This window comes from Pseudomonas sp. Ps21-P2 (genome assembly GCF_039672565.1).
Classification (GTDB): domain Bacteria; phylum Pseudomonadota; class Gammaproteobacteria; order Pseudomonadales; family Pseudomonadaceae; genus Aquipseudomonas.
This window is the reverse complement of sequence record NZ_JBDFPL010000005.1, coordinates 218,703-240,080: the sequence shown is the minus strand read 5'-3', so window position 1 is coordinate 240,080 and position 21,378 is coordinate 218,703. Positions and strand designations below refer to the sequence as shown.

Sequence of the window (21,378 nt, the reverse complement as noted above, 5' to 3'; positions counted from 1 at the left end):
TGTAACAAAGTTTTCCGGGGTGCGCAGTGTGGGCGCTAATATGTTCGGGAACGCTTGCGAACGGGCTCGGACGTCCCGCTTTCGCCCACTTCCCACACGGAGCCATCACCGGCCCCCACACGGAAAACCAACAATGATCTTGAGAGTGACTGGGGTGGTCATGGCGATTTTCGCCATTGCCCTGTTGTACATGGGTGCGCAACTGGTGGCCGCCGGCGGCTCGGCGGCGTACTCGATGATTGCCCTCGCGGTATTGGCTTCGGCGGTGCTGCTGATCCTGAAAAGGAAAGCGGCGCTGACGGTGTATGCGCTGCTGATGTGGGGGATTCTGATCTGGATCGTCTACGAGGTCGGCTTCGACAAATGGCAGTGGATTCCGCGCGGCGACCTGTTCGCGCTGCTGGGTCTCTGGCTGGCGCTGCCGTGGGTGGTGCGTCCGCTGTACAAGGCGCAGAACCCGGGCGACACGCGCCGCTTTCACCCGTTTCTGGGTGGCACCGTGGGCGTGATGATGCTGATCGTGCTGGCGGTGATGTTCTACGACCCGTACCCGGTGGCCGGCAAGATCGACACCCCGCAGGCGACGCGCAGCACGGGCGAAGCCGGCAATGACTGGGTTGCCTATGGCGGCACCAACAGCGGTCAGCGTTTCTCCAGCCTCGACCAGATCAATGCGGGCAACGTGAAGAAGCTCTCGGTGGCATGGGAATACCACACCGGCGATCTGCGCGATGCCGCCAAAGACGCCGGCGAATACACCTTCGAAGCCACGCCGCTGAAGGTCAACAACCGGGTCTATGTCTGCACGGCGCACAACGAAGTGCACGCGCTGAACCCTGAAACCGGCAAGCTGGACTGGAAGTGGGAACCGGAGAAAAACCGCTCCTACCTGCAGCAGCATCAGACCTGCCGCGGGGTCAGTTACTACGCCCCTGCTGAGACCGCCGCTGCCAGTGCAACGCCGGAGCAGTGCGCCAAACGCATCCTCACCGCCACGACTGACGCGAAGCTGGTAGCCCTCGATGCCGACAGCGGCAAACTGTGCAGCGATTTCGGCAACAACGGCGTGGTCGATCTCAGCGCCAATATGGGCGAGATTCGTCCCCACGCGCTGATGCAGACCGCTGCGCCGCTGATCGCCGGTGATCTGGTCATCGTCGGCGGTTCGGTGATGGACAACGGCTACAACGACGGCAACCCGTCGGGGGTGATCCGCGCCTACAACGCCGTGACCGGCCAGCTGGTGTGGAATTTCGATCCGGCCAACCCGGCCATGACCCAGCCCATCGCGGCCGACCAGACCTACCCGCAGGACACACCCGTGGCGTGGGGTACTTTGAGCGCCGACATGAAAAACGGCCTGGTGTTTGTGCCGTTCGGCAACGCCTCGCCGGACGAGCTGGGCATCAACCGCGACCCGAACAGCAACACGGAAAAATTCCGCGACACCCTAGTGGCCCTGGACCTGAATACCGGTGCGTTCAAGTGGAAATTTCAGTCGTCGAACAACGACCTGTGGGACCGCGATAACCCGTCGCAGCCCACGCTGATGGACGTGGGCAAGGCGGGCAGCCAGCAACCGGCTCTGCTGTTGCCGACCAAAGTGGGCAACATCTTTGTGCTGAACCGGCTGACCGGCGAACCGATCGTCCCCGTTGATCAGGTCAAGGTGTCGACCCAGGGCGGCGTGCCGGGCGAGCATTTCGCGCCGACCCAGCCGGTGTCGAAGATCAACTTCATCCCGGAACCGCTGAGCGAGAAGTCGATGTGGGGCCTGACGCCGTTTGATCAGATGTCCTGCCGCACGACCTACAACAGGCTGCGCTACGACGGCAATCCATGGACGCCGAGTACTGAGCAGGGGTCGCTGATCTTCCCGGGCAACATCGGGGCGTTCAACTGGGGCTCGGTGGCGGTCGACCCGGATCGGCAGATTCTGATCGCCGCGCCGGTGCGTCTGGCCTACACCTATCACCTGATCAAGCGCACCCCGGAAACCGCCGAGAAACGGCTGTTCACCCAGGACGGCACGCCGTACTGGAACGAGAACTTCAACGGTGACTACGCGATTCGCATCAAGCAGTTCGCCTCGGCGCTGGGCGTGCCGTGCATTGCGCCACCGTGGGGCCGCATGGTCGGGGTTGACCTGACCACCGGCAAAACCGAGTGGATGCGCCGGACCGGCACCACTCAGAACCTCAAGACCTCGTTCCTGCCGGGCCGCTTTCCGATCGGCTTCCCGATGGGCATGGTCGCCCACGGCGGTCCGCTGGTGACGGCGGGCGGCGTGGTGTTCCATGGCGCCACGGCGGACAACTTCATCCGCGCCTACGACATCAACACCGGTGACGTGCTCTGGGAGAAGGAGCTGCCAGCGGGCGGTCAGGCGACGCCTTCGACCTACCTGGGCAGCGACGGCAAGCAGTACGTCGTCATCTCGGCCGGCGGGCACGGCTCGCTCGGTACCACGTTGGGCGACAGCGTGATTGCGTTTCGTCTGGATTGATTGACCGACGTGTGAAAAGGCCGTGACGCAGTGGTACGTCACGGCCTTTTTTGTGATGGCATCCCGCACATTCTTGGGTGCTCACACCGGCCTGTTCCCGGCTGAAGCCGGTCCCACTATGGGTATGCGGTCACCCTGTAGGACTGGCTTTAGCCGGGAAGGCGCCGGATGTCACACCGCTGAATATGTGCCGCTCACACTAGCGTCTTCCCGGCTGAAGCCGGTCCTACAAAACTAATATTCAGCAGCATCCCCTTCAGCCCTAAAAAACGATGTCCCGGTAGAACGCTTTCAGCGTATCAACGAACTCTTCGGACAATTTTGTCCGCGTCTGGGCCGGGGCCCACATGACGTAGGTGGGGAAGAGGATCTGCGGCACGAACGGGCGGATGACGATGTCGCGATGGCGATAATCCCGGGCCACCAGGGGGTGGGCGAGGGTGATGCCCATGCCCAGCGCCACCATCTCGCAATTGATCGCGCTGTACTGCGCCTCCACGGTCATGACCCGTTCCACGCCCGCCTGCTCGAACAGGCCATCGACCAGCGCACGGGTGCCGTCGCCGTGGCAGAGCGAAACAAAGGTCTCTCCCTCCAGGTCGGTAAAGGTGATCTCTTTCCGGCTCGCCAATGGATGAGCCGCCGGCAGCACGCACACCGCCGCCACTTCACTGAGCAACTCGATCTGCTGACTGTCGACATCGCCGGGGTGCACCACAATCCCCACGTCGCAGAACTGGGACTTCACCCATTGCTCGACGGTGGGCGAAGAGTTCACGTGCAGGGAAACCGTCAGCTCCGGTCGCGACTCGGTAAACGCCTTCAGCACTCGGGGAATCATGCTCAGCCCGGTCGAAGGCACCGCCGCCACCCGCAGGCGCCCCGTGCCCAGGTTACGGATGTTCTTCGCCGAGAGCTTGAGGCTGTCCAGCCCGACGTAGGCTCGTTCGACCTCTTGAAAAAACGCCTGACCCTCCTGGGTCGGAATCAGCCTGACGCCCGCTCGCTTGAACAGGGTCAGCCCGGTGCTCAGTTCCAGCTGGGCAATCAGCCGGCTGATGTTGGGTTGCGAGGTAAACAGCACCTCCGCCGCAGCGGTCATGGAACCCAGGCGCATGACGCTGCGGAAGGCTTCGATCTGTCTCAGGTTCACGGCGCGCTCCATATCAGATATGAATAACTAAGGCGGATATCCGTATTTGACCATATGGAGGGGCCGTCGCAATACTCGAACCAGCCACCCATAGCGCACATGAAGATGCGCCACCCCGCGATGGATTCGCCGGGAGCATGCACGCTGCATGCACGGCCTCGGTTCACGCCGAAGCGACTGACGCATTGTTCGATCTGCCCCACGCACTTCGGAGATAGTCTGTGAATAGCCTTGACCTTCCCTCAGCAGCACGACCGTTTCGTCCCTTCCATCGCAGTGCCGTGGCCCTTGCCCTGACGCTCGCAGCAATGGGCAGCACGCCGGCCTTCGCCGAGACCACGCTGTACGTGGCCGGGGTCGGCGGCTCTACCGAGCAGATGTACAAGAACCGCGTCATTCCGGCCTTCGAAAAACAGCACAACGTCAAGGTCGTCTACGTCGCCGGCAACTCCACGGAGACCCTGGCCAAGCTGCAGGCGCAGAAGGGCCGTCAGCAGATCAACGTCGCGATGATGGACGACGGCCCGATGTACCAGGCGTTGCAGATGCGCCTGTGCGAAAAGCTCAGCGACGCGCCGATCTACAAGGACCTTTATCCGTTGGCGCGGCTGAGCCCTGAAGCCACGGGGATTGGCGTGGTGGCCACCGGTATCGGCTACAACGAAGACGCGTTCAAGAAGCGCGGCTGGGCGGCACCGGATTCCTGGGAAAACCTCACCGACCCGCGTTTCAAGCAACTGCTCGGCATGCCGCCGGTGACCAACACCTACGGCCTGCACACGCTGGTGGAAATGGCCCGTCTGAGGGGCGGCGGCGAGAAAAACATCGACCCCGGCTTCAAGGCGCTCAAGGATGAAATCGGCCCCAACGTGCTGGCATGGGTGTCGGCGCCGGGCGAGATGGACGGCATGATGCAGAACGGCGACATCGTCATGGCGGTGTACGGCAGCGGTCGGGCCGTGGCGTTGCAGGGCACCGGCTTCCCGCTCAAATTCATTTACCCGAAGGAAGGCGGCATCGCACTGCAGGTCGCCGCGTGCAGCGTGACCCCCAACGCGCAATCCGAACTGGCCCAGGCGTTCATTCAGTACGTGCTGTCACCTGAAGTGCAGGAAATCCAGGCGCGGGAGAATGGTTTTGCGCCGGTGAACCAGACCGTCAAGCTGCCGGATGACGTCGCCGCGCGCATGCCGTACGGGCCGGAGAAGGTCAACGCGCTGATCAAGGTCGATTGGGAAACCATCAATCAGCAGCGCAGCGAGTGGACCACGCGCTGGAACCGCACCGTCGAGCGATAGCGGTCGATCTACCGATCCCTTTCGCTGATCGACAGTCGCTGATCGACGTAACCGCCGATCTTCCCGAGCACCCTTCTGGAGACGCAGGTCCGCCTGCGTGGCACGCCCATGGCATTTCTCACCCTTGAAGGCATCGTCAAGACCTACGGCACGTTCAGGGCCATTGACGGTTTGAACCTGGAAGTCCGGCACGGCGAGTTCATCGCCTTGCTCGGCCCGTCCGGTTGCGGCAAGACCACCACGCTGCAATCCATCGCCGGCTTTGTGCAGCCCACCGAAGGCCGGATCGTCCTCGACGGCCGCGACATCACCCACGTGCGGCCCGAGCAGCGCGGGCTGGGCATCGTCTTTCAGAGTTATGCGCTGTTTCCGCACATGACCGTGGCGCAGAACATCAGCTTCGGCCTGGAAATGCGCGGCGTGCCCAGGGCCGAGCGCGGCAAGCGCGTCGACGAAGCGCTGGATCTGGTGCGCCTCGCGGGCCTCGGTGAGCGTTACCCGAAAGCCTTGTCGGGCGGGCAGCGCCAGCGGGTGGCGATTGCCCGCGCACTGGCGATCCGTCCGAACCTGCTGCTGCTCGACGAGCCGATGTCCAACCTCGACGCCAAGCTGCGCGAAGAGATGCACATCGAACTGCGGGCGATTCAGCGCGAGCTGGGCATCACCACCATTCTGGTGACCCACGATCAGGTCGAAGCCATGACCATGAGCGACCGCATCGCAGTGATGCAGAAGGGCCGCATCGTGCAGATCGACACGCCGTTCGAGGCCTACGAGCGGCCCCACTCGCCATTCGCCTCAGCGTTCCTCGGCAAGACCAACGCCTTCGCCGGCGCCGTGCAATTGCGCAACGACCGATGCTGCCACGTGCAGGTCCACGACACGCTAATGCACGTGCCCCACGAAGACCGCACGCTGGGCAATGACGTCAATGTCTACATCCGCCCGGAGAAAATTCGTCTGGTGGCGCTGGGCAGCGGGCGGTTTTCCGGGCGCGTCCGGCTGCGGGTGTTCCTCGGCAATCTGTGGCTGATGGCGGTGGAAAGTCGCCTGGGCCTGGTGCACATGACCCTGCCAAACCTCGGCACGCCGCCGCCGGAGGAGGGCAGTGAGGTTGGGCTGGACTGGTCGGATGACGACCTGCGCCTGCTGGACCGGGAGGTGACCCATGGCCAGGTATGACGCCGAACGGGTGGGCGTGGCACCGTGGCTGCTGAGCGGGCCGGCGTTGCTGGTGTTCATCGCGCTGTTGCTGGCGCCCTTGCTGCTGACCGCCGTGCTGTCGTTGAACCTGTTCAGCGACACCGACGGCGTGGTGCCGAGCTACAGCCTTGGCAATTACCTGGAAGTGTTCAAGGACGATTACTTCCACGAGATCTTCCTGCGCACCGGCGGCATGGCCCTGGCGGTCACGGTGTTGTGCGTGCTGCTGGGCATTCCGGAAACCATCATCATTGCGCGCATGGCGCCGCGGTGGCGGTCACTGTTCCTGCTGGTGGTGTTGGGGCCGCTGCTGATCTCCGTGGTGGTGCGGACCCTGGGCTGGGCAATCCTGCTGGGCAACAACGGCCTGATCAATGATGCCCTGCAAGCGCTGGGCATCACCGACCAACCGGTGAAAATGCTGTTTACCCAGGTCGGCGTGGTCATTGCTCTGACCCACGTGCTGGTGCCGTTCATGGTCATTGCGGTCTGGGCCACCCTGCAACGGCTGGACCTTCAAGTGGAGTGGGCGGGCCTGTCCCTCGGCGCGTCGCGGCTGACGGTGTTCCGCCGGATCATCCTGCCGCAGATCATGCCCGGCGTGCTGTCTGGCTCGATCATCGTTTTCGCCCTGGCCGCGTCGGCCTTCGCGACCCCGGCGATCATCGGCGGCCGGCGCCTGAAAGTGGTCGCCACGGCGGCCTACGACGAGTTCCTCGGCACCCTCAACTGGCCCCTCGGCGCGGCCATCGCGATGCTTCTGCTGCTGGCGAATCTGATCATCATTCTGGGTTGCAGCAAACTGGCCGAGCGCCGGTTCAAGCAAGTCTTCGAGTAGCCGACCATGCACAAGAACGGATTTTTCTCGCTGCTGTTCCATGCCTTGTTCGTCACGTTCATCGTCGCGCCGCTGGTGGTGGTGATGGCCATCGCGTTCACCAGCAAGGGCTACCTGTCGCTGCCCACCGAAGGCCTGTCGCTGCGCTGGTTCCGGGCGCTGGCGGACAACCAGGACATGCTCGACGCCTTCGCGCTGTCGATCAAACTCGGCCTGGCGTCGGCGACCATTGCCGCGCTGCTGGCGATTCCTGCGGCACTGGCCATCAGCCGTTATGACTTTCCCGGCCGGGGTGCGGTGACCGGGTTTCTGCTGTCGCCGCTGATGATTCCCTCGGTGGTGCTCGGCATCGCGTTTTTGCGCTTCTTTTCCCTGGCGCAGATCGGCGGCTCGTTCTGGGCGCTGACCCTGACCCACGTGATTGTCGTGCTGCCCTATGCGCTGCGCCTGACGCTGGCCTCGACCATCGGCCTTGAGCGGGACATCGAGCACGCCGCGCTGTCCCTCGGTGCCAGTCGCTGGACGGCGTTCTACCGGGTGGTGCTGCCGCGGATTCGCACCGGTGTGGTCGGCGGCTGGATGCTCGCGTTCATCCAGAGCTTCGACGAACTGACCATGACCGTGTTCGTCGCCACCCCCGGTACTACGACGCTGCCGGTGGCGATGTACAACCAGATTTCCCAGACCATCGACCCGTTGATCACGGCGGTGTCGACGGTGCTGATCGTCGGCACCTTGCTGCTGATGCTGATATTGGACCGAATGGTCGGATTGGACCGGGTCTTGATTGGAGAAGGCAAATGAGCCAGGGCACACAGAGCGTCATTCACTCGGACGTGATCGTCATCGGCGGCGGGCTGGTGGGGACGGCAGTCGCTTACGGCCTGGCCCGCAGCGGCGCCGACACCGTGGTGCTGGACCAGGGTGACGATGCGTTTCGCGCCTCGCGGGGCAATTTCGGTTTGGTCTGGGTTCAGGGCAAGGGCCACGATTTGCCGGACTATTCGCGCTGGACCCGTTCCTCGGCGAGCCGCTGGCCGGACTTCGCCCGGGCGCTGATGGCCGATAGCGGGGTGGACGTGCAGCTCCGGCAGCCGGGCGGTTTCCATATGTGCTTTAGCGATGAGGAGCTGATCGATCGGCAATCGCGTCTGCAAACCCTGCAGGACGCCCTCGGCGACTACCCCTTTCAGATGCTCGACGCCGCTGACCTCAAGGCGCGCTTGCCCTTGATTGGCCCGTCCGTGGTGGGCGCCAGTTACACGCCCCAGGACGGTCACGTCAATCCGCTGAAACTGCTACGCGCGCTGCACACCTCGGCCCAGGCCAAAGGCGCGCGGTTTTACGGCGGCATTCAGGTGGATCGCATCGACGGTGCAACCGGTGAGTTTTGCGTCACTGCCGGCACTCAACGCTTCATCGCGCCTCGGGTGGTGCTGGCGGCCGGGCTGGGCAATCCGGGGCTGGCCCGCCAAGTGGGCCTGCATGCGCCAGTGGCGCCGAACCGCGGCCAGGTGCTGGTCAGCGAGCGGGTCCGGCCGTTTCTTGATCACCCGACGGTCCACGTTCGGCAGACCGACGAAGGCACCGTGCAACTGGGCGACTCAATGGAAGAGGTGGGGTTCGACGACAGCACCTCCACCCAGGTGCTTGAAGCCATCGCCCGGCGCGGTGTCGCGACCTTTCCATTGCTACGTGAGGTGCGGCTGATTCGGGCCTGGGCGGCGCTGCGCGTCCTGAGCCCCGATGGATTTCCCATTTATCAGCAATCGGCCAGCCACCCGGGCGCCTTCGTGGTGACCTGCCACAGCGGCGTGACCCTGGCCGCTGCCCATGCCCTGCGCGTCGCGCCGTGGGTGATGGGCGGTGCCATGCCTGACGAGCTCGGCGCATTCGCCGGCGAGCGTTTCCTGACTGACAAGGTGTTTTCCCATGCGCACTGATCCGCTGTTTCAACCGGTCATGAGTGAAGTCAGGTCGACGCGGACTGTCCGCCTCAGCTTCAACGATCAAACCCTCGAGGTGCCAGCGGGCATCAGCGTGGCAGCGGCACTGCTGATGTCCGGGATCAACCGTTTTCGCGCGACGCCGGTGAGCGAATCGCCCCGGGCGCCGTATTGCATGATGGGCGTGTGCTTCGAGTGCCTGGTGGACATCGACGGCGTGCCCAACCGCCAGAGCTGCCTGATCGAAGTGGCGGACGGCATGCGCATCCGCTCCCAGGAAGGCGCGCGGGACCTGATTTTCCAGCCCGGCGATGTGCAGAACGCCGATGTGCAAACCGCCAGTGTGCAGACCGTCGAGGTGCAGTCATGAATGATCTTTTTGGCGGTGTCGTCGACGCTGTGGACGTGGTCGTCGTGGGGGCAGGTGCCGCCGGCATGGCAGGCGCGGTGGCCCTGGCCGGGTTCGGTTTGCAGGTGGTGTTGCTCGACGAGCAGGGCAGTCCGGGCGGTCAGATTTATCGCGGCATCACCCTCGCGCCGCTGTCGCGAAGGGATCTCCTCGGCCCGGATTACGCCCATGGCAACGTGTTGGCCCAGGCCCTGGCGTCGTCATCGGTGCGTTATGAAAAAGGCGCGGCGGTCTGGCAGGTGACTCGGGATCATCAGGTCAGCTACCTGCGCGACGGACGCTTGCACACGCTTCAGGCCAAGGCCGTGTTGCTCGCCACCGGCGCCATGGAGCGGCCGTTTCCCATTCCGGGCTGGACCTTGCCCGGTGTCATGAGCGCAGGCGCCGCGCAGATTCTGCTGAAGAGTGCCGGTCTCGCGCCGACCGAGCCGGTAGTGCTGGCCGGCTGTGGCCCGCTGCTGTACCTGCTGGGCTGGCAATACCTGCGCGCGGGCGTGCCGATCAAGGCCTTGGTCGACACCACTCGGCCGGAAGATTACTGGCGGGCGCGGCGTCATCTGTTCGCGGCGCTGCGCGCCTGGCCGTACCTGCGCAAGGGCCTGGAGTTGATGCGCAGCCTGCGCAGCGCACGCATCCCGCACCACACCGGCGCCGAGCAATTGGCGATCGAGGGTGACGAAGCCGCCACGGCGTTGACCTTCACCGTGGCCGGCAAGGCTCAGCGGATCGACGCGCGCTGCGTGCTGTTGCATCAGGGCGTGGTGCCGAACATCCAATTCAGTCAGTCGTTGCGCGCGCGCCATGTCTGGGACGTCGATCAGTTGTGCTTCAGCCCGGTGGTCGACCCCTGGGGTGAGCTGGACGTGCCGGGGATGTTCGTCGCCGGTGACGGTGCCGGCATCGGCGGTGCTCAGGCGGCGGCCCTGCAGGGTGAGTTGGCGGCGCTGGGCATTGCGCAGCGGCTGGGCAGGTTCGATACAGGTCAGCGTGATGAACGGGCAGGGCCGCTGCGTGAAAAGCTCGCGTTAAACCTGCGCATTCGGCCGTTTCTCGATGCGCTCTATCAGCCGAAGGAAGCGAACCGCATCCCCGCCGATGAGGTCATCGTCTGCCGCTGCGAGGAAGTCACGGCGGGGGACCTGCGCAAATTCGTCGCCCTGGGCTGCGCCGGCCCCAATCAGGCCAAATCCTTCGGCCGCTGTGGCATGGGGCCTTGTCAGGGCCGGATGTGCGGGCTGACCGTCACTGAGGTGATCGCCAAAGCGCGCGGTGTGTCGGCGGCGGAAGTCGGCTACTACCGTATTCGCCCGCCGATCAAGCCCATCACGTTGGGAGAGCTGGCCGGTGAGTGAGGCGCGGGCAAGGCACAGCGACGTGCTGGTGATAGGCGGCGGCATTCACGGTCTGAGCACTGCGTTGCACCTGGCCCAGCGCGGCGTCGAGGTCACAGTGCTGGAGGCTGATTACTGCGGTCGGCATGCGTCCGGGGTCAACGCCGGCGGGGTGCGCACCCTCGGTCGTCACGACGCGGAAATCCCCCTGGCGCTGTCGTCCCGCGCCCTTTGGCACGATCTTTCGCAGACGCTGGGCGATGACGGTGGCTTCGTGCCCAGCGGCCAGTTGAAGCTCGCAGAAACCGCCGCCGAACTCGACGAATGCCGACAGCGGGTCGACCGCTTGCAGCGCCTGGGTTTCACCCATGAAGTGCTGATCGACGCTCAACAGGTGTTCGAGATCATTCCGACGGTTGCCCGGCATGTGATGGGCGGCATCTGGGTCAAGGATGACGGCTACGCCATTCCCTACAGAACGGTGACGAGCTTTCGGCTGGCGGCGGAAAAGCTCGGGGTGAAGGTGCTTGAAATGACACCGGCCCAACGCATCGAGCAACGCGGCACTGAGTGGCAGGTCAGCACGCCCGCCGGGGTGTTCAGCGCCGGGCATCTGGTGATCACCGCCGGGGCCTGGGCGCGGGAGCTGGCCGAACAAGTCGGCGAATCGGTGCCGGCCCATCCCGAAGGCTTGATGCTGATGGTCACCCACCGCGTCGCGCCGTTTTGCGCGCCGGTGCTGGGAGCAACCGGACGCTCGCTGTCATTCAAGCAGTTCGCCAATGGCACGGTGGTGATCGGTGGCAAGCTCATCGGCAGCGTGGATTTCCCGGCGCGCCACGGCGAAGTGGATCTGGCGCGGCTCGGCATCAGCGCAAGGACCGTCACCGACCTGTTTCCCCATCTCAAGCACCTGGGCGTCAATCGCGTCTGGGCCGGCGTCGAAGCGTTTACTGCGGATGATTTGCCGGTGATCGGCGCGAGCCGCAAGGCCAGCCATCTCAGTTATTCGTTCGGATTCTGCGGCAGTGGTTTTCAGATGGGCCCCGGCACCGGCAAGCGCCTGGCGCAGCAGATCCTCGGCGAGCATTCGGACATTTCGCTGGAGGCGTTCGACATCGGCCGGTTTGATGACGCCCGTTGTAAAACGCCACAGTTCGATATTCCGAGCGGCGCCTCTTTAGTCGTTCGATAAACCCTTAACACCCTCCCTCCCATCAGGAGTTCACATGCTGGAAATCAATCGCATCGAAACCAACCAACGCATGAGCCGCGTCGTGCAGTGCAACGGCTTTACCTTCCTCGGCGGCCAGACCGCAACGGATCGCACCCTCGATATCAAAGGGCAGACCGCGCAAGTGCTGGAGAAGATCGACAACTACCTGGCCAAGGCCGGCCTCGATAAAACACGGATTCTCACCGCACAGGTCTGGCTGTCGGACATCGCGGCGAATTTCGCCGGCATGAATGAAGTCTGGGACGCCTGGGCGCCGGAAGGGCACGCACCCGCGCGGGCTACCGTGGAATCACGCCTGGCAGCGCCGGATTTGCTGGTGGAAATCACAGTGGTGGCGGCGGGCTGAATCAGCTGGCTGTGTGACTGCGCGGCGCCGGGCCGGGTTTATCCCTGACCCGGCGTTGTCGCTCAAGGGCTGACAGCGGCTTCGGCAGAATTGTTCACAAGATGGTTTTTGGTGGTGCGACGCTGTTGAGTGATCAGCACCTGGGGCACCGATGAACAGCGGTATTTGATGCCCTTTCTGGTCGGCATCACGGCAACGCTCTCCATGCATTCTGCTCGGGTCGAATACGCCGTCGGCTGGCTCTCGTCCAGACATCCTTCCCCACCGGAACACATAGTCATTACAACCACAAAGATGCTCTTCATTGCTCTCATTCCTTTTTGGCAAATCACGGCGCGGGACAGCGGGTGTGCGGCGATTTTGAGGGGAGGTGATGGCTTGTGGCAATGCGGCGGAGATGCATTTCGTCGGGAATATGACGCTTTTAGGCGTCGTGTTGATTTAGGTGTCGTTTGGCAGTCGGTAATTTGACGCCATCCTTTTTAAAGGGGTTTGCTTTACTCAAGTCTGGCGTCAATTCAATGCGCTGGCGTGGGTCTCCAGAACCGTTTTAAAGACCGGAATCTGGCTCGGACTCAATAACGCGCAACCAGTCCCAGCGTGCCTGATAGTCCTGCGCCTTTTTGCGGAACTGCGCCGGTTGCGGGAAGTTCGGGTTCATCCGCAAAACCCCATGTTCAAGCTCATCCAGTCCGTGGGGCGCGTAGAGCTCGCCAGAGTCGAGGTCCATGCCGACGCAGGTCGAGCAGATGAGGAAGCGGTCGATGCCGTCTTTCGCGGACTGGAGCGGCGGGTAGTCATTGCCAAACCGGTCTGCAAACCACAGGTGCACACGCGCCTGGTTGCGCAGTTCCACTTTGACGTCCAAGTCCTCAAAGAGCGCCTGCGCCGCCACAATGACACGGTTCTCTGCCTCCCATGAGAGGTCCTCATCGAAATAGAACACGTCGTAATCATTCACGCCCCATTCGGCGCGACGGTCGGATAGCCGATTCCAGACCGCCTGAAACAGGCAGCCTGCGGTGAGCAGGGTCTGGTTGAGCCCCAGGGATGGAAGTCGCTCGACCAGTCGGGCGTTAACCGGGTTGGACAAGGCCAGATCGATGAGGCCGGAGGCAGTCAGTGTCATGCGGAGTTCCTGGGTGGGGCAGCTTTGGCAGCGAGCTCTGTTTGAAAAAACAACCGATCAGGACGGGTCTGCGCGGGTGAATCTACCGCCGCTGTTTGCCTGCTCAAGCAGCGGCAGAACATCTACCAATGCATCCACGGTAGTGACGGGCGCCGCTTCCGACTGCGGCCAGGGGTGAAACCCGCTTAACCACACTGCCTTCATGCCAGCGGATTCAGCGCCTTTGACGTCGTTGATCGGATGATCGCCCACGTACATGCATTCGCCTGCATCGAGCCCCAGCAGTTGAGCCGCCTGCAGAAAAATCCGCGGATCGGGTTTTCGCCAGCCTGCTGCCTCGGAGCTCACCAGATGCGTGACGTGCCGTGCAAAGGGGAGGCGAGCGACTGTGCGCTCGCGTGATCGCTGGGTGCCGTTGGAAATGATACCGACGGTGATGCCGTGTCCCAGCAGCGTGTCTATCAGCGTCCGAGCGCCCGGCATCTCGACGGTTTGCGCCGGGAACAGCTCGACCCAGTGCGCTGCCAGCTCTGCCACGTCCACCCGTAGCCGCCATTGCAGGCGTTCAACCAGCGCTGATGCGACAGCCATTCTGATAGTGGGGTGAGGACTGTCCGCTGATAGATAACCGCCGTTGTCCTGAGCTGCAATCAGGTCGGCGATCAGCGCAAGATCATGGCTGCCAAGGTGCGATGCATACTCGCGCACAAACACTTCCGCGTAGGCATCGATGCTTTGCCGGCGATGGACCAGCGTGTTGTCGAGGTCGAACAAAACGGCGCGGATGTGCATGGGTGGTTCAACTCAAAATGTTGTCTTCAAAGGGTCTGATTTATTTGATCTTGAACACCACTGGCGGCGCTGGCATCCCTCATATGAGTAAATTAGCCTGCTTTTTCAGTACATCCTATGGGGAGTCTAAGATGCTCATCGTCTTCAGTGGTTTGCCCGGCACCGGTAAGACAACCCTCGCCAAGGGTCTGGCCGCGACGCTGGGTGCCGTCTATGTGCGCATCGATACGATTGAACAAGCCCTTCGTGATTCGCCGGAATTTGCGCGGGATGTGGGCCGCACGGGTTATCAGATCGCATACGAGTTGGCGGCCAGCAACCTTGGTTTGGGCAGCACGGTAGTTGTCGACTGTGTGAATCCCGTGATGGAGAGCCGGAGAGCGTGGACCGACGTATCCTCTCGCTCTGGCGCGCCACTGATGAATGTTCAGGTCATCTGTTCCGACATGACGGAGCATCGGCGCAGGGTGGAGACCCGGCAGCTGGATATCCCAGGGCTGACGCCTCCTACCTGGCAATCCGTTATGAACCATGAGTATGAGCCTTGGGACAAATCACCCTTCACCGTAGACACCGCACTTGATTCCCCGGCAGAGGCATTGGCAGCGATTGTCGAGCACATTTCAGTATATGAATCCAAAGGCACCTGAATTGAAAAAAGGGGCCTCAACCAAACCGCTCAACCATGAACTCGATAAAGCTGCGGCCTTGGTCTAGGCCTGGCGGTCAGGCAGATGCAGCAGGTTCAACGGATGAGGTGATCAATTACCGTGAAGTCGCCGAGCCGGTCACGCGACAGTCATAAACCAGACGGAAGGCAGGGCGGGTAACTCAAGTTGTGACGCGCTGGGCAGATAACCGTGATGTCAGTTACATCCGCAGCATTGTTCAAGGATCGAACCCATGACCCAGCGTCAATCCAGCCCCATTTCCGTTCTCCGTTCTCGGCGCTTTCTCGGATTCACCCTCGTTCCGGTCGTGCCTGCCGTCGCCTGGATACTCGCCCAGTCAACCTCTCTCCCCAACCTCATCGCGTGCGCGGCACTGGTTCTGGTCGGCCTCGGCGCAGGAGCGTGGAGTGCTGTTTCCCAACGTGACGTGGTGTTGCGAGCCACTGCCCGGGCACAAGCGGAGCAGTCAGAGGCAGACGCGGCGAGCAACGGCATGACCTCGCGGGTACAACTCGATGAGGTGTTGCTGGGCGCCATGCCGATCTGGGCCCGGCAGGTGGAAAGCTCACGGCATCAGACCGAAGAAGCGATTGTGAATCTGACCAATCGCTTCATCGGGATCGCCGCGCGGTTGCAGGAAACGGTTCAGGCTTCCCAGCGCGCGGCCGGCGAACTCGACGGGCAAACCGCGGACGGGGCGCTTGAAGTGCTGTCCCTCAGCGAAAGCGATTTGAGCCAGGTGATCAACTCGCTCAAGGCCGCTCAAACCAGCCGTGACCAGACCCTGGCCCAGGTGCGCGGCCTCACCGCGTATACCGGCGAACTGCGCACCATGGCCGCCGACGTGGCGGCGATTGCCGCGCAGACCAACCTGCTGGCACTCAACGCGGCCATTGAAGCGGCCCGTGCGGGTGAAGCCGGTCGCGGCTTTGCCGTGGTGGCCGACGCGGTGCGCAGCCTGTCGAGCAAATCCAGCGAGACCGGCCAGCAAATGTCGGCCAAGGTCGACATCATCAATAACGGCATCACCCAATTGGTCCACGCCGCCTCCAGCAGCGCCGATCAGGACAGTCAATCGGTGGCCGCGTCAGAGAATAGTATTCAAGTCGTGCTCGAGCGTTTTCATAACATCACCGGCCGCCTGGCCGAATCCGCGGACCTGCTCAAGCAGGAAAGCCGGGGCATTGGTGACGAGATGACCGAGGTGCTGGTCGACCTGCAATTCCAGGACCGTGTGAGCCAGATCCTCAGCCACGTGCGCGACAACATGGACGACTTGCATGGCCACCTGCTCCAGGCCAGCGAGGCCCCGGAGCAGGCGACGTCCATCGATGCCCGCCAGTGGTTGGCGCGCATGGACGCCACTTACGCCACTGACGAGCAGCGGCGCACCCATCGTGGCGAGACGCCTGTGCAGCAGAACTCTCAAGACATCACCTTCTTTTAGGAGCCCCTCATGGCGAAGAATGTATTAGTGGTCGACGACTCCAGCAGCGTGCGGCAAGTGGTAGGCATTGCCTTGAAAAGCGCCGGTTACGACGTGATCGAAGCGTGCGACGGCAAGGATGCGCTGGGCAAGCTCACCGGGCAGAAAGTGCACCTGATCATCAGCGACGTGAACATGCCCAACATGGACGGCATCACCTTCGTCAAGGAGGTCAAGAAGCTGGCCAGCTACAAGTTCACCCCAATCATCATGCTGACCACCGAGTCCCAGGAATCGAAGAAGGCCGAGGGCCAGGCGGCGGGTGCCAAGGCGTGGGTGGTCAAGCCGTTCCAGCCCGCGCAGATGCTGGCAGCGGTGTCGAAACTCATCCTGCCCTGAATCCTTGCGCGAGGGAGTCTGCGATGCCCATCACCATCGAAACACTCGACGACAGCACCTGCGTCAGCATTGACGGCGAGCTCACGATCTACTCCGTCGCCGAGCTGGCGGGCGCGCTAATGCTGCAGATGGGTGGGGCGCCACGCCTGAAGCTCGACCTCTCGCAGGTCACCGAAATGGATGGAGCGGGGCTGCAGTTGCTCGCGGTCATCCAGCGTGAAGCCGACAACGCCGGCACCGCGTTAAGCGTCACCGGCCAGAGCGTGGCGGTCACGCAGGCCCTTGAGCTGTGTCGCAAAGCGGCCTCATAGCCAGCGCCCGCCACGCCAGTCTCAGCCACGTTCATTGCACGTTCATTGATAGACAAGGAAGGTCCAGGTGAGCATCAATCTCGACCAGGCATTGCAGACATTCATTGTTGAGGCGCACGAGCTGCTGCAGGTGATGGAGCAATCCCTGCTGCAACTGGAAACCGAGCCCGCCGACCACGATGCCATCGGCGCGATTTTTCGTGCCGCGCACACCATCAAGGGTTCCGCCGGTCTGTTCGGCCTGAACCCCGTCGTCAGCTTCACGCACATCGTCGAGGACGTACTCGACCGTCTGCGCGACGGCAGTGCGGCGGTCGACACCGGGCTGATCGCGGTGCTGCTCAAGTGCGGCGATCATATGCTGGAGTTGATCAATGTCGTCGCCAGCCGTGGCGAAACGCTCCAGCCTGCGGCCCTGGAGCGTGAAGCAGCATTGCGCGAGGCGTTGAGCACCTATCAGGCCCCGCACAGTACCCCCGACACCGGCGTTCAAAACACCGAAACCGGCTCTGCCGACACGTCAGCCGAGGTGCTCTGGCATATTTCCCTGCGCTTCGGTGTGGACGTGTTTCGCAATGGCATGGACCCGCTGTCGTTCCTGCGCTACCTGGAAACCCTGGGGCAGATAACCCAAGTCACGACCCTCACCGACACTATTCCGGCACTGGACAGCTGGGACCCGGAAAGCTGCTATTTGGGTTTCGAGATCGACCTGCGCTCGACCGCCAGCCACGCCACCCTCAACGAAGTCTTCGACTTTGTGCGTGACGACTGTGAAGTGCGCATCGAGGCCGTCGACGAAGCGTCCGACGATGCGGTGTCCACCGGCAGCGAGTTGGTTGCCCAGGCGGAGCAGGGCCCATTGACGGCTTCGGTGCAGCGGTTACCGGCGGCCAGTGAGCCGAAAGCCCGGGACGGCAACTACGTGCGCGTCAATGCGGACAAGCTTGACGAGCTGATTAACCTGGTCGGCGAACTGGTGATCGCGAGCGCCGGTGCCAGCCTGTTGGCACGTTCCTGTCAGAACGACCCGCTGCAAGAGGCGACCTCGACGGTATCAGGGCTGGTGGAGGAGATTCTTGATGGCGCACTGCACCTGCGCATGATCCCCATTGGCGACACGTTCAACCGCTTCCGCCGCGTGGTGCGCGACATCAGCCAAGAGCTGGGCAAGGACATCGAGCTGACCATCAGCGGTGCAGAAACCGAACTGGACAAGACCGTTGTCGAGAAAATCGGCGACCCGTTGATGCACCTGCTGCGCAACGCCATGGACCACGGCATCGAAAGCGCCGATGCCCGGCGCGCTGCCGGCAAGGCGGGGAAGGGCCATCTGAGCCTCAACGCCTACCACGACTCGGGCAGCATCGTCATCGAAATCGCCGACGACGGCAACGGACTCAACCGCGAACGAATCCTGGAGAAAGCTCAAGAGCGCGGCCTGGTGGCCAGCGGCGCGGTGCTCTCTGATCAGGAGATCTACAACCTGATCTTCGAACCGGGTTTCTCGACCGCCGAGGCGGTGACCAATCTGTCGGGCCGTGGCGTGGGCATGGACGTGGTCAAGCGCAACATCACCTTGCTGCGCGGCACTGTCGATCTGGACAGTCGCCCGGGCGAGGGCACCGTGGTGCGCATTCGCTTGCCGCTGACTCTGGCGATCATCAACGGGTTTCTGGTCGGCATCGATACATCCACCTACGTGATTCCGCTTGACATGGTTCAGGAATGCATCGAACTGGACGAACACCAGCGCCAGTCGAGCCGCGACCAGGGTTACCTGGATTTGCGTGGCGAGGTGTTGCCGCTGGTGGACCTGCGCGAGCACTTCAGCCACGAAGGCAGCGCCGGCCGACGCCAGAATGTGGTGGTAGTCCGCTACGCCGAGCACAAGGCCGGGCTGGTCGTTGACGACCTGCTCGGTGAGTTCCAGACCGTGATCAAACCGTTGGGCAAGTTGTTTGGCGCACTGCGCGGCATCAGCGGCTCCACCATATTGGGCAGCGGGGCGGTGGCGCTGATCCTCGACATACCGGCCTTGCTCAACCAAATCGTACAACTGGAAGCCCGCTCGACCCAGGCGCCTTATTCGCCAACCGTCGTCGCCCGCTGACGTATTCGCAACACCCTGGAGGTTCCACGATGAAATGGTTTTACGATCTCAAAATATCCACCAAGTTGATCAGCTCATTCCTGGTGGTCCTGGCACTCACCGCGGCGATGGGCGTCTTCGCCATTCATCAGCTGGGGGCCGTGAACCAGGCAGCCCAGGACATCCGGGGTAACTGGATGCCTTCCATGCGTGCAGCGGCAGGCATGCGTTTTTTTGCCGCCAACTATCGCTTGAAAGAGTACCGCTCCATAACGACCGACGTCGCTGAGGAGAAGGCCCAGGCTGAGCGGGAAGCCGCCGAGTCCCGCCAGCAGTTCGAAACCCGCGTGGCCACCTATGAGCAGTTGCTGTCGAACGACGAAGATCGTCAGCTTTTGGCCGCTGCGAAAAGCGCATGGGCCGCCTACCTGGCAACCAGCAATCAGGTGCTTGAACTGTCCCGGCAGAATCAGGAAGACCGGGCACGCGTCTTGCTGAGGGGCGAGTCCAAAACGCGCTTTGATGATGTGACCAACCGCCTGCAAAAAATGGTCGAGCTCAATGACGGCGGCGCAACGGCTGCCGGTGACAAGGGCTCGGCGCTGTATGAAAGCGCCCGCCTGGCGATCATCGTGGCGCTGGTGGCGGCGTTATTGATCGGCCTGGGCCTGGCCGTGTTTATCGCGCGGATCATTTCGCGTCCGCTGAGACAAGCCGCCACCGCCGCCGAGCAGTTGGCCGAAGGCAATCTCAGTGCACCTATCGCACCGGGGACGAAGGATGAAACCGGCATGGTGCTCAACGCCATGCGCAACATGGTCGGCAAGCTGGGACACATCATCGGTGAAGTGCGCAACGCCGCCGACAACCTGGCCAGCGCGTCCGAGCAGGTCAGCGCCACCGCGCAATCGATGAGCCAGGCGACCAGTGAACAGGCGGCCAGTGTCGAGGAAACCAGTGCCTCGATCGAGCAGATGAGCGCCAGCATCAACCAGAACACCGAAAATGCCAAAGTGACCGATGGCATGGCCAGCAAAGCCGCCAAGGAAGCCACCGAAGGCGGCGATTCGGTGCAGCAGACCGTGGTGGCGATGAAAAAAATCGCCCAGCGCATCAGCATCATCGATGACATCGCCTACCAGACCAACCTGTTGGCCCTCAACGCCGCCATCGAGGCCGCTCGGGCGGGTGAGCATGGCAAGGGTTTCGCGGTAGTCGCGGCCGAAGTGCGCAAACTGGCCGAACGCAGTCAGGTGGCTGCCCAGGAAATCGGCGAGCTGTCTTCCAGCAGCGTGGACATGGCCGAGAAGGCCGGCAAGTTGCTTGGTGAAATGGTGCCGTCCATCAACAAGACCAGCGACCTGGTGCAGGAAATCAGCGCGGCCTCCGAAGAGCAGGCCGCCGGTGTCGCGCAGATCAACACGGCGATGACCCAGCTCAACCAGGTGACCCAGCAGAACGCGTCGAGCAGCGAGGAGCTGGCCGCCACCGCCGAAGAAATGAGCAGCCAGGCCGAACAGCTGCAACAGGCCATGAGTTTCTTCGTGCTGGATTCAACGCCACGGCCCGCCGCTCAAAGCAACAGCGTGGACAACTCCGGCAGCAAGCCGGGCCATCAGCCGCCTCGGGTCAAACCGCAGCCGCCGCGCAAAGCGTTTGCGTACAGCATGGCCAGTGCCCCGGACGAATCGGAATTCACCCGCTTCTGATCACACGAATCGATGTGGGCCTACAGGGAGAACGACATGGGCGCAGTCACGACCACTCGGCAAACCGCAGTTGCGGTGGATGAGGACGCGCAGTACCTGACCTTCATGCTCGGCGGCGAAATGTTTGCCATCGGCATTCTGGGGATCAAGGAAATTATCGAATACGGCAGCCTGACCGTGGTGCCCATGATGCCGGCCTTCGTGCGCGGGGTGATCAACCTGCGCGGTGCGGTGGTGCCGGTGGTCGATCTGTCGGCGCGCTTCGGCCGGGCGAACTCCGCGATCACTCGGCGCTCCTGCGTCATCATCATTGAGGCGAGCACCGAGGAGGGACAGGCGCAGGACATCGGTTTGCTGGTCGACACCGTGTCTGCGGTGCAGGAGATTCCGGCCACACAGATCGAGCCGCCGCCCAGCTTCGGCGCACGGATTCGATCGGATTTCATTGACGGCATGGCCAAGGTCGATGGCAAGTTCGTGATTGTGCTGGACGTGGACAACGTGCTGTCCATCGATGAGATGTCCAGCCTTGCCGAAGCCGGTCAGGCACCGTCCCTTGATCTCGACCCGCGTTGAGGCCCG

General features: G+C 62.8%; 21 protein-coding genes. 17 read left to right on the top strand and 4 right to left on the bottom strand.

Annotated elements, in window-relative coordinates; translation table 11 throughout:
• Positions 1–133: 133 nt before the first annotated feature.
• The gene (locus ABEH28_RS14825) at positions 134–2,506 is read left to right on the top strand and encodes a membrane-bound PQQ-dependent dehydrogenase, glucose/quinate/shikimate family (RefSeq protein WP_346630362.1); all 2,373 of its coding nucleotides are present in this window, start codon (positions 134–136) and stop codon (positions 2,504–2,506) included.
• A 262-nt stretch (positions 2,507–2,768) separates the two neighbouring features.
• Here the strand turns inward: ABEH28_RS14825 and ABEH28_RS14820 are convergent, their stop codons facing one another.
• Positions 2,769–3,659, bottom strand: coding sequence for a LysR substrate-binding domain-containing protein (locus tag ABEH28_RS14820; protein WP_346630361.1), 891 nt, complete (start codon positions 3,657–3,659; stop codon positions 2,769–2,771).
• A gap of 221 nt (positions 3,660–3,880) precedes the next feature.
• Between ABEH28_RS14820 and ABEH28_RS14815 the strand changes: the two genes are divergently transcribed.
• The 9 genes from ABEH28_RS14815 to ABEH28_RS14775 all read left to right on the top strand — a co-directional run bounded on the left by ABEH28_RS14815 (position 3,881) and on the right by ABEH28_RS14775 (position 12,267).
• The gene (locus ABEH28_RS14815; RefSeq protein ID WP_192173858.1) at positions 3,881–4,957 is read left to right on the top strand and encodes an extracellular solute-binding protein; all 1,077 of its coding nucleotides are present in this window, start codon (positions 3,881–3,883) and stop codon (positions 4,955–4,957) included.
• Between the two features lie 108 nt (positions 4,958–5,065).
• Entirely contained in the window at positions 5,066–6,139 is a 1,074-nt protein-coding gene (locus ABEH28_RS14810; protein WP_346630360.1) for an ABC transporter ATP-binding protein, read from the top strand.
• The gene (locus ABEH28_RS14805) at positions 6,126–6,998 is read left to right on the top strand and encodes an ABC transporter permease (protein WP_065990802.1); all 873 of its coding nucleotides are present in this window, start codon (positions 6,126–6,128) and stop codon (positions 6,996–6,998) included. Before ABEH28_RS14810 ends, ABEH28_RS14805 begins: the two co-directional genes overlap by 14 nt.
• 6 nt (positions 6,999–7,004) lie before the next feature.
• The gene (locus ABEH28_RS14800; RefSeq protein ID WP_346630359.1) at positions 7,005–7,802 is read left to right on the top strand and encodes an ABC transporter permease; all 798 of its coding nucleotides are present in this window, start codon (positions 7,005–7,007) and stop codon (positions 7,800–7,802) included.
• Positions 7,799–8,941 carry an FAD-dependent oxidoreductase gene (locus tag ABEH28_RS14795; RefSeq protein WP_346630358.1) on the top strand — a complete coding sequence of 381 codons (1,143 nt, stop codon included), beginning with the start codon at positions 7,799–7,801 and terminating at the stop codon, positions 8,939–8,941. Before ABEH28_RS14800 ends, ABEH28_RS14795 begins: the two co-directional genes overlap by 4 nt.
• Positions 8,931–9,314 carry a (2Fe-2S)-binding protein gene (locus ABEH28_RS14790; RefSeq protein ID WP_346630357.1) on the top strand — a complete coding sequence of 128 codons (384 nt, stop codon included), beginning with the start codon at positions 8,931–8,933 and terminating at the stop codon, positions 9,312–9,314. Before ABEH28_RS14795 ends, ABEH28_RS14790 begins: the two co-directional genes overlap by 11 nt.
• Positions 9,311–10,705: an NAD(P)/FAD-dependent oxidoreductase gene (locus ABEH28_RS14785; RefSeq protein ID WP_346630356.1), complete on the top strand. Its 1,395-nt coding sequence runs from the start codon at positions 9,311–9,313 to the stop codon at positions 10,703–10,705. The genes ABEH28_RS14790 and ABEH28_RS14785 overlap by 4 nt, the downstream gene beginning before the upstream one ends.
• Before the next feature lie 22 nt (positions 10,706–10,727).
• Positions 10,728–11,879 (top strand): FAD-binding oxidoreductase, encoded by a 1,152-nt coding sequence (locus ABEH28_RS14780; RefSeq protein WP_346630355.1) that lies wholly within the window; start codon positions 10,728–10,730, stop codon positions 11,877–11,879.
• A gap of 34 nt (positions 11,880–11,913) precedes the next feature.
• Complete coding sequence (locus ABEH28_RS14775) at positions 11,914–12,267, top strand: RidA family protein (RefSeq protein WP_065990810.1); 354 nt, start codon at positions 11,914–11,916, stop codon at positions 12,265–12,267.
• Positions 12,268–12,329: 62 nt separating this feature from the next.
• Here the strand turns inward: ABEH28_RS14775 and ABEH28_RS14770 are convergent, their stop codons facing one another.
• The 3 genes from ABEH28_RS14770 to ABEH28_RS14760 all read right to left on the bottom strand — a co-directional run bounded on the left by ABEH28_RS14770 (position 12,330) and on the right by ABEH28_RS14760 (position 14,188).
• Complete coding sequence (locus ABEH28_RS14770; RefSeq protein WP_346630354.1) at positions 12,330–12,572, bottom strand: hypothetical protein; 243 nt, start codon at positions 12,570–12,572, stop codon at positions 12,330–12,332.
• A 245-nt stretch (positions 12,573–12,817) separates the two neighbouring features.
• Entirely contained in the window at positions 12,818–13,396 is a 579-nt protein-coding gene (locus tag ABEH28_RS14765; RefSeq protein WP_346630353.1) for a nucleotidyltransferase family protein, read from the bottom strand.
• Positions 13,397–13,453: 57 nt separating this feature from the next.
• Complete coding sequence (locus ABEH28_RS14760; protein WP_346630352.1) at positions 13,454–14,188, bottom strand: HAD family hydrolase; 735 nt, start codon at positions 14,186–14,188, stop codon at positions 13,454–13,456.
• 131 nt (positions 14,189–14,319) lie between these two features.
• On the opposite strand from ABEH28_RS14760, the gene ABEH28_RS14755 reads away from it, so the two are divergent.
• The 7 genes from ABEH28_RS14755 (at position 14,320) to ABEH28_RS14725 (ending at position 21,372) form a co-directional block, all read left to right on the top strand.
• Positions 14,320–14,838 (top strand): AAA family ATPase, encoded by a 519-nt coding sequence (locus ABEH28_RS14755; RefSeq protein WP_346630351.1) that lies wholly within the window; start codon positions 14,320–14,322, stop codon positions 14,836–14,838.
• A 253-nt stretch (positions 14,839–15,091) separates the two neighbouring features.
• A complete protein-coding gene (locus ABEH28_RS14750) occupies positions 15,092–16,306 on the top strand; it encodes a methyl-accepting chemotaxis protein (RefSeq protein ID WP_346630350.1) in 1,215 nt (404 codons plus the stop codon).
• 9 nt (positions 16,307–16,315) lie between these two features.
• Complete coding sequence (locus ABEH28_RS14745; protein ID WP_065990830.1) at positions 16,316–16,684, top strand: response regulator; 369 nt, start codon at positions 16,316–16,318, stop codon at positions 16,682–16,684.
• A gap of 23 nt (positions 16,685–16,707) precedes the next feature.
• Positions 16,708–16,995, top strand: coding sequence for an STAS domain-containing protein (locus tag ABEH28_RS14740; protein ID WP_346630349.1), 288 nt, complete (start codon positions 16,708–16,710; stop codon positions 16,993–16,995).
• 67 nt (positions 16,996–17,062) lie between these two features.
• Positions 17,063–19,108 carry a chemotaxis protein CheA gene (locus ABEH28_RS14735; RefSeq protein ID WP_346630348.1) on the top strand — a complete coding sequence of 682 codons (2,046 nt, stop codon included), beginning with the start codon at positions 17,063–17,065 and terminating at the stop codon, positions 19,106–19,108.
• 29 nt (positions 19,109–19,137) lie between these two features.
• Entirely contained in the window at positions 19,138–20,796 is a 1,659-nt protein-coding gene (locus ABEH28_RS14730) for a methyl-accepting chemotaxis protein (RefSeq protein ID WP_346630347.1), read from the top strand.
• 36 nt (positions 20,797–20,832) lie between these two features.
• Positions 20,833–21,372, top strand: coding sequence for a chemotaxis protein CheW (locus ABEH28_RS14725; protein WP_282367878.1), 540 nt, complete (start codon positions 20,833–20,835; stop codon positions 21,370–21,372).
• Positions 21,373–21,378 lie beyond the last annotated feature (6 nt).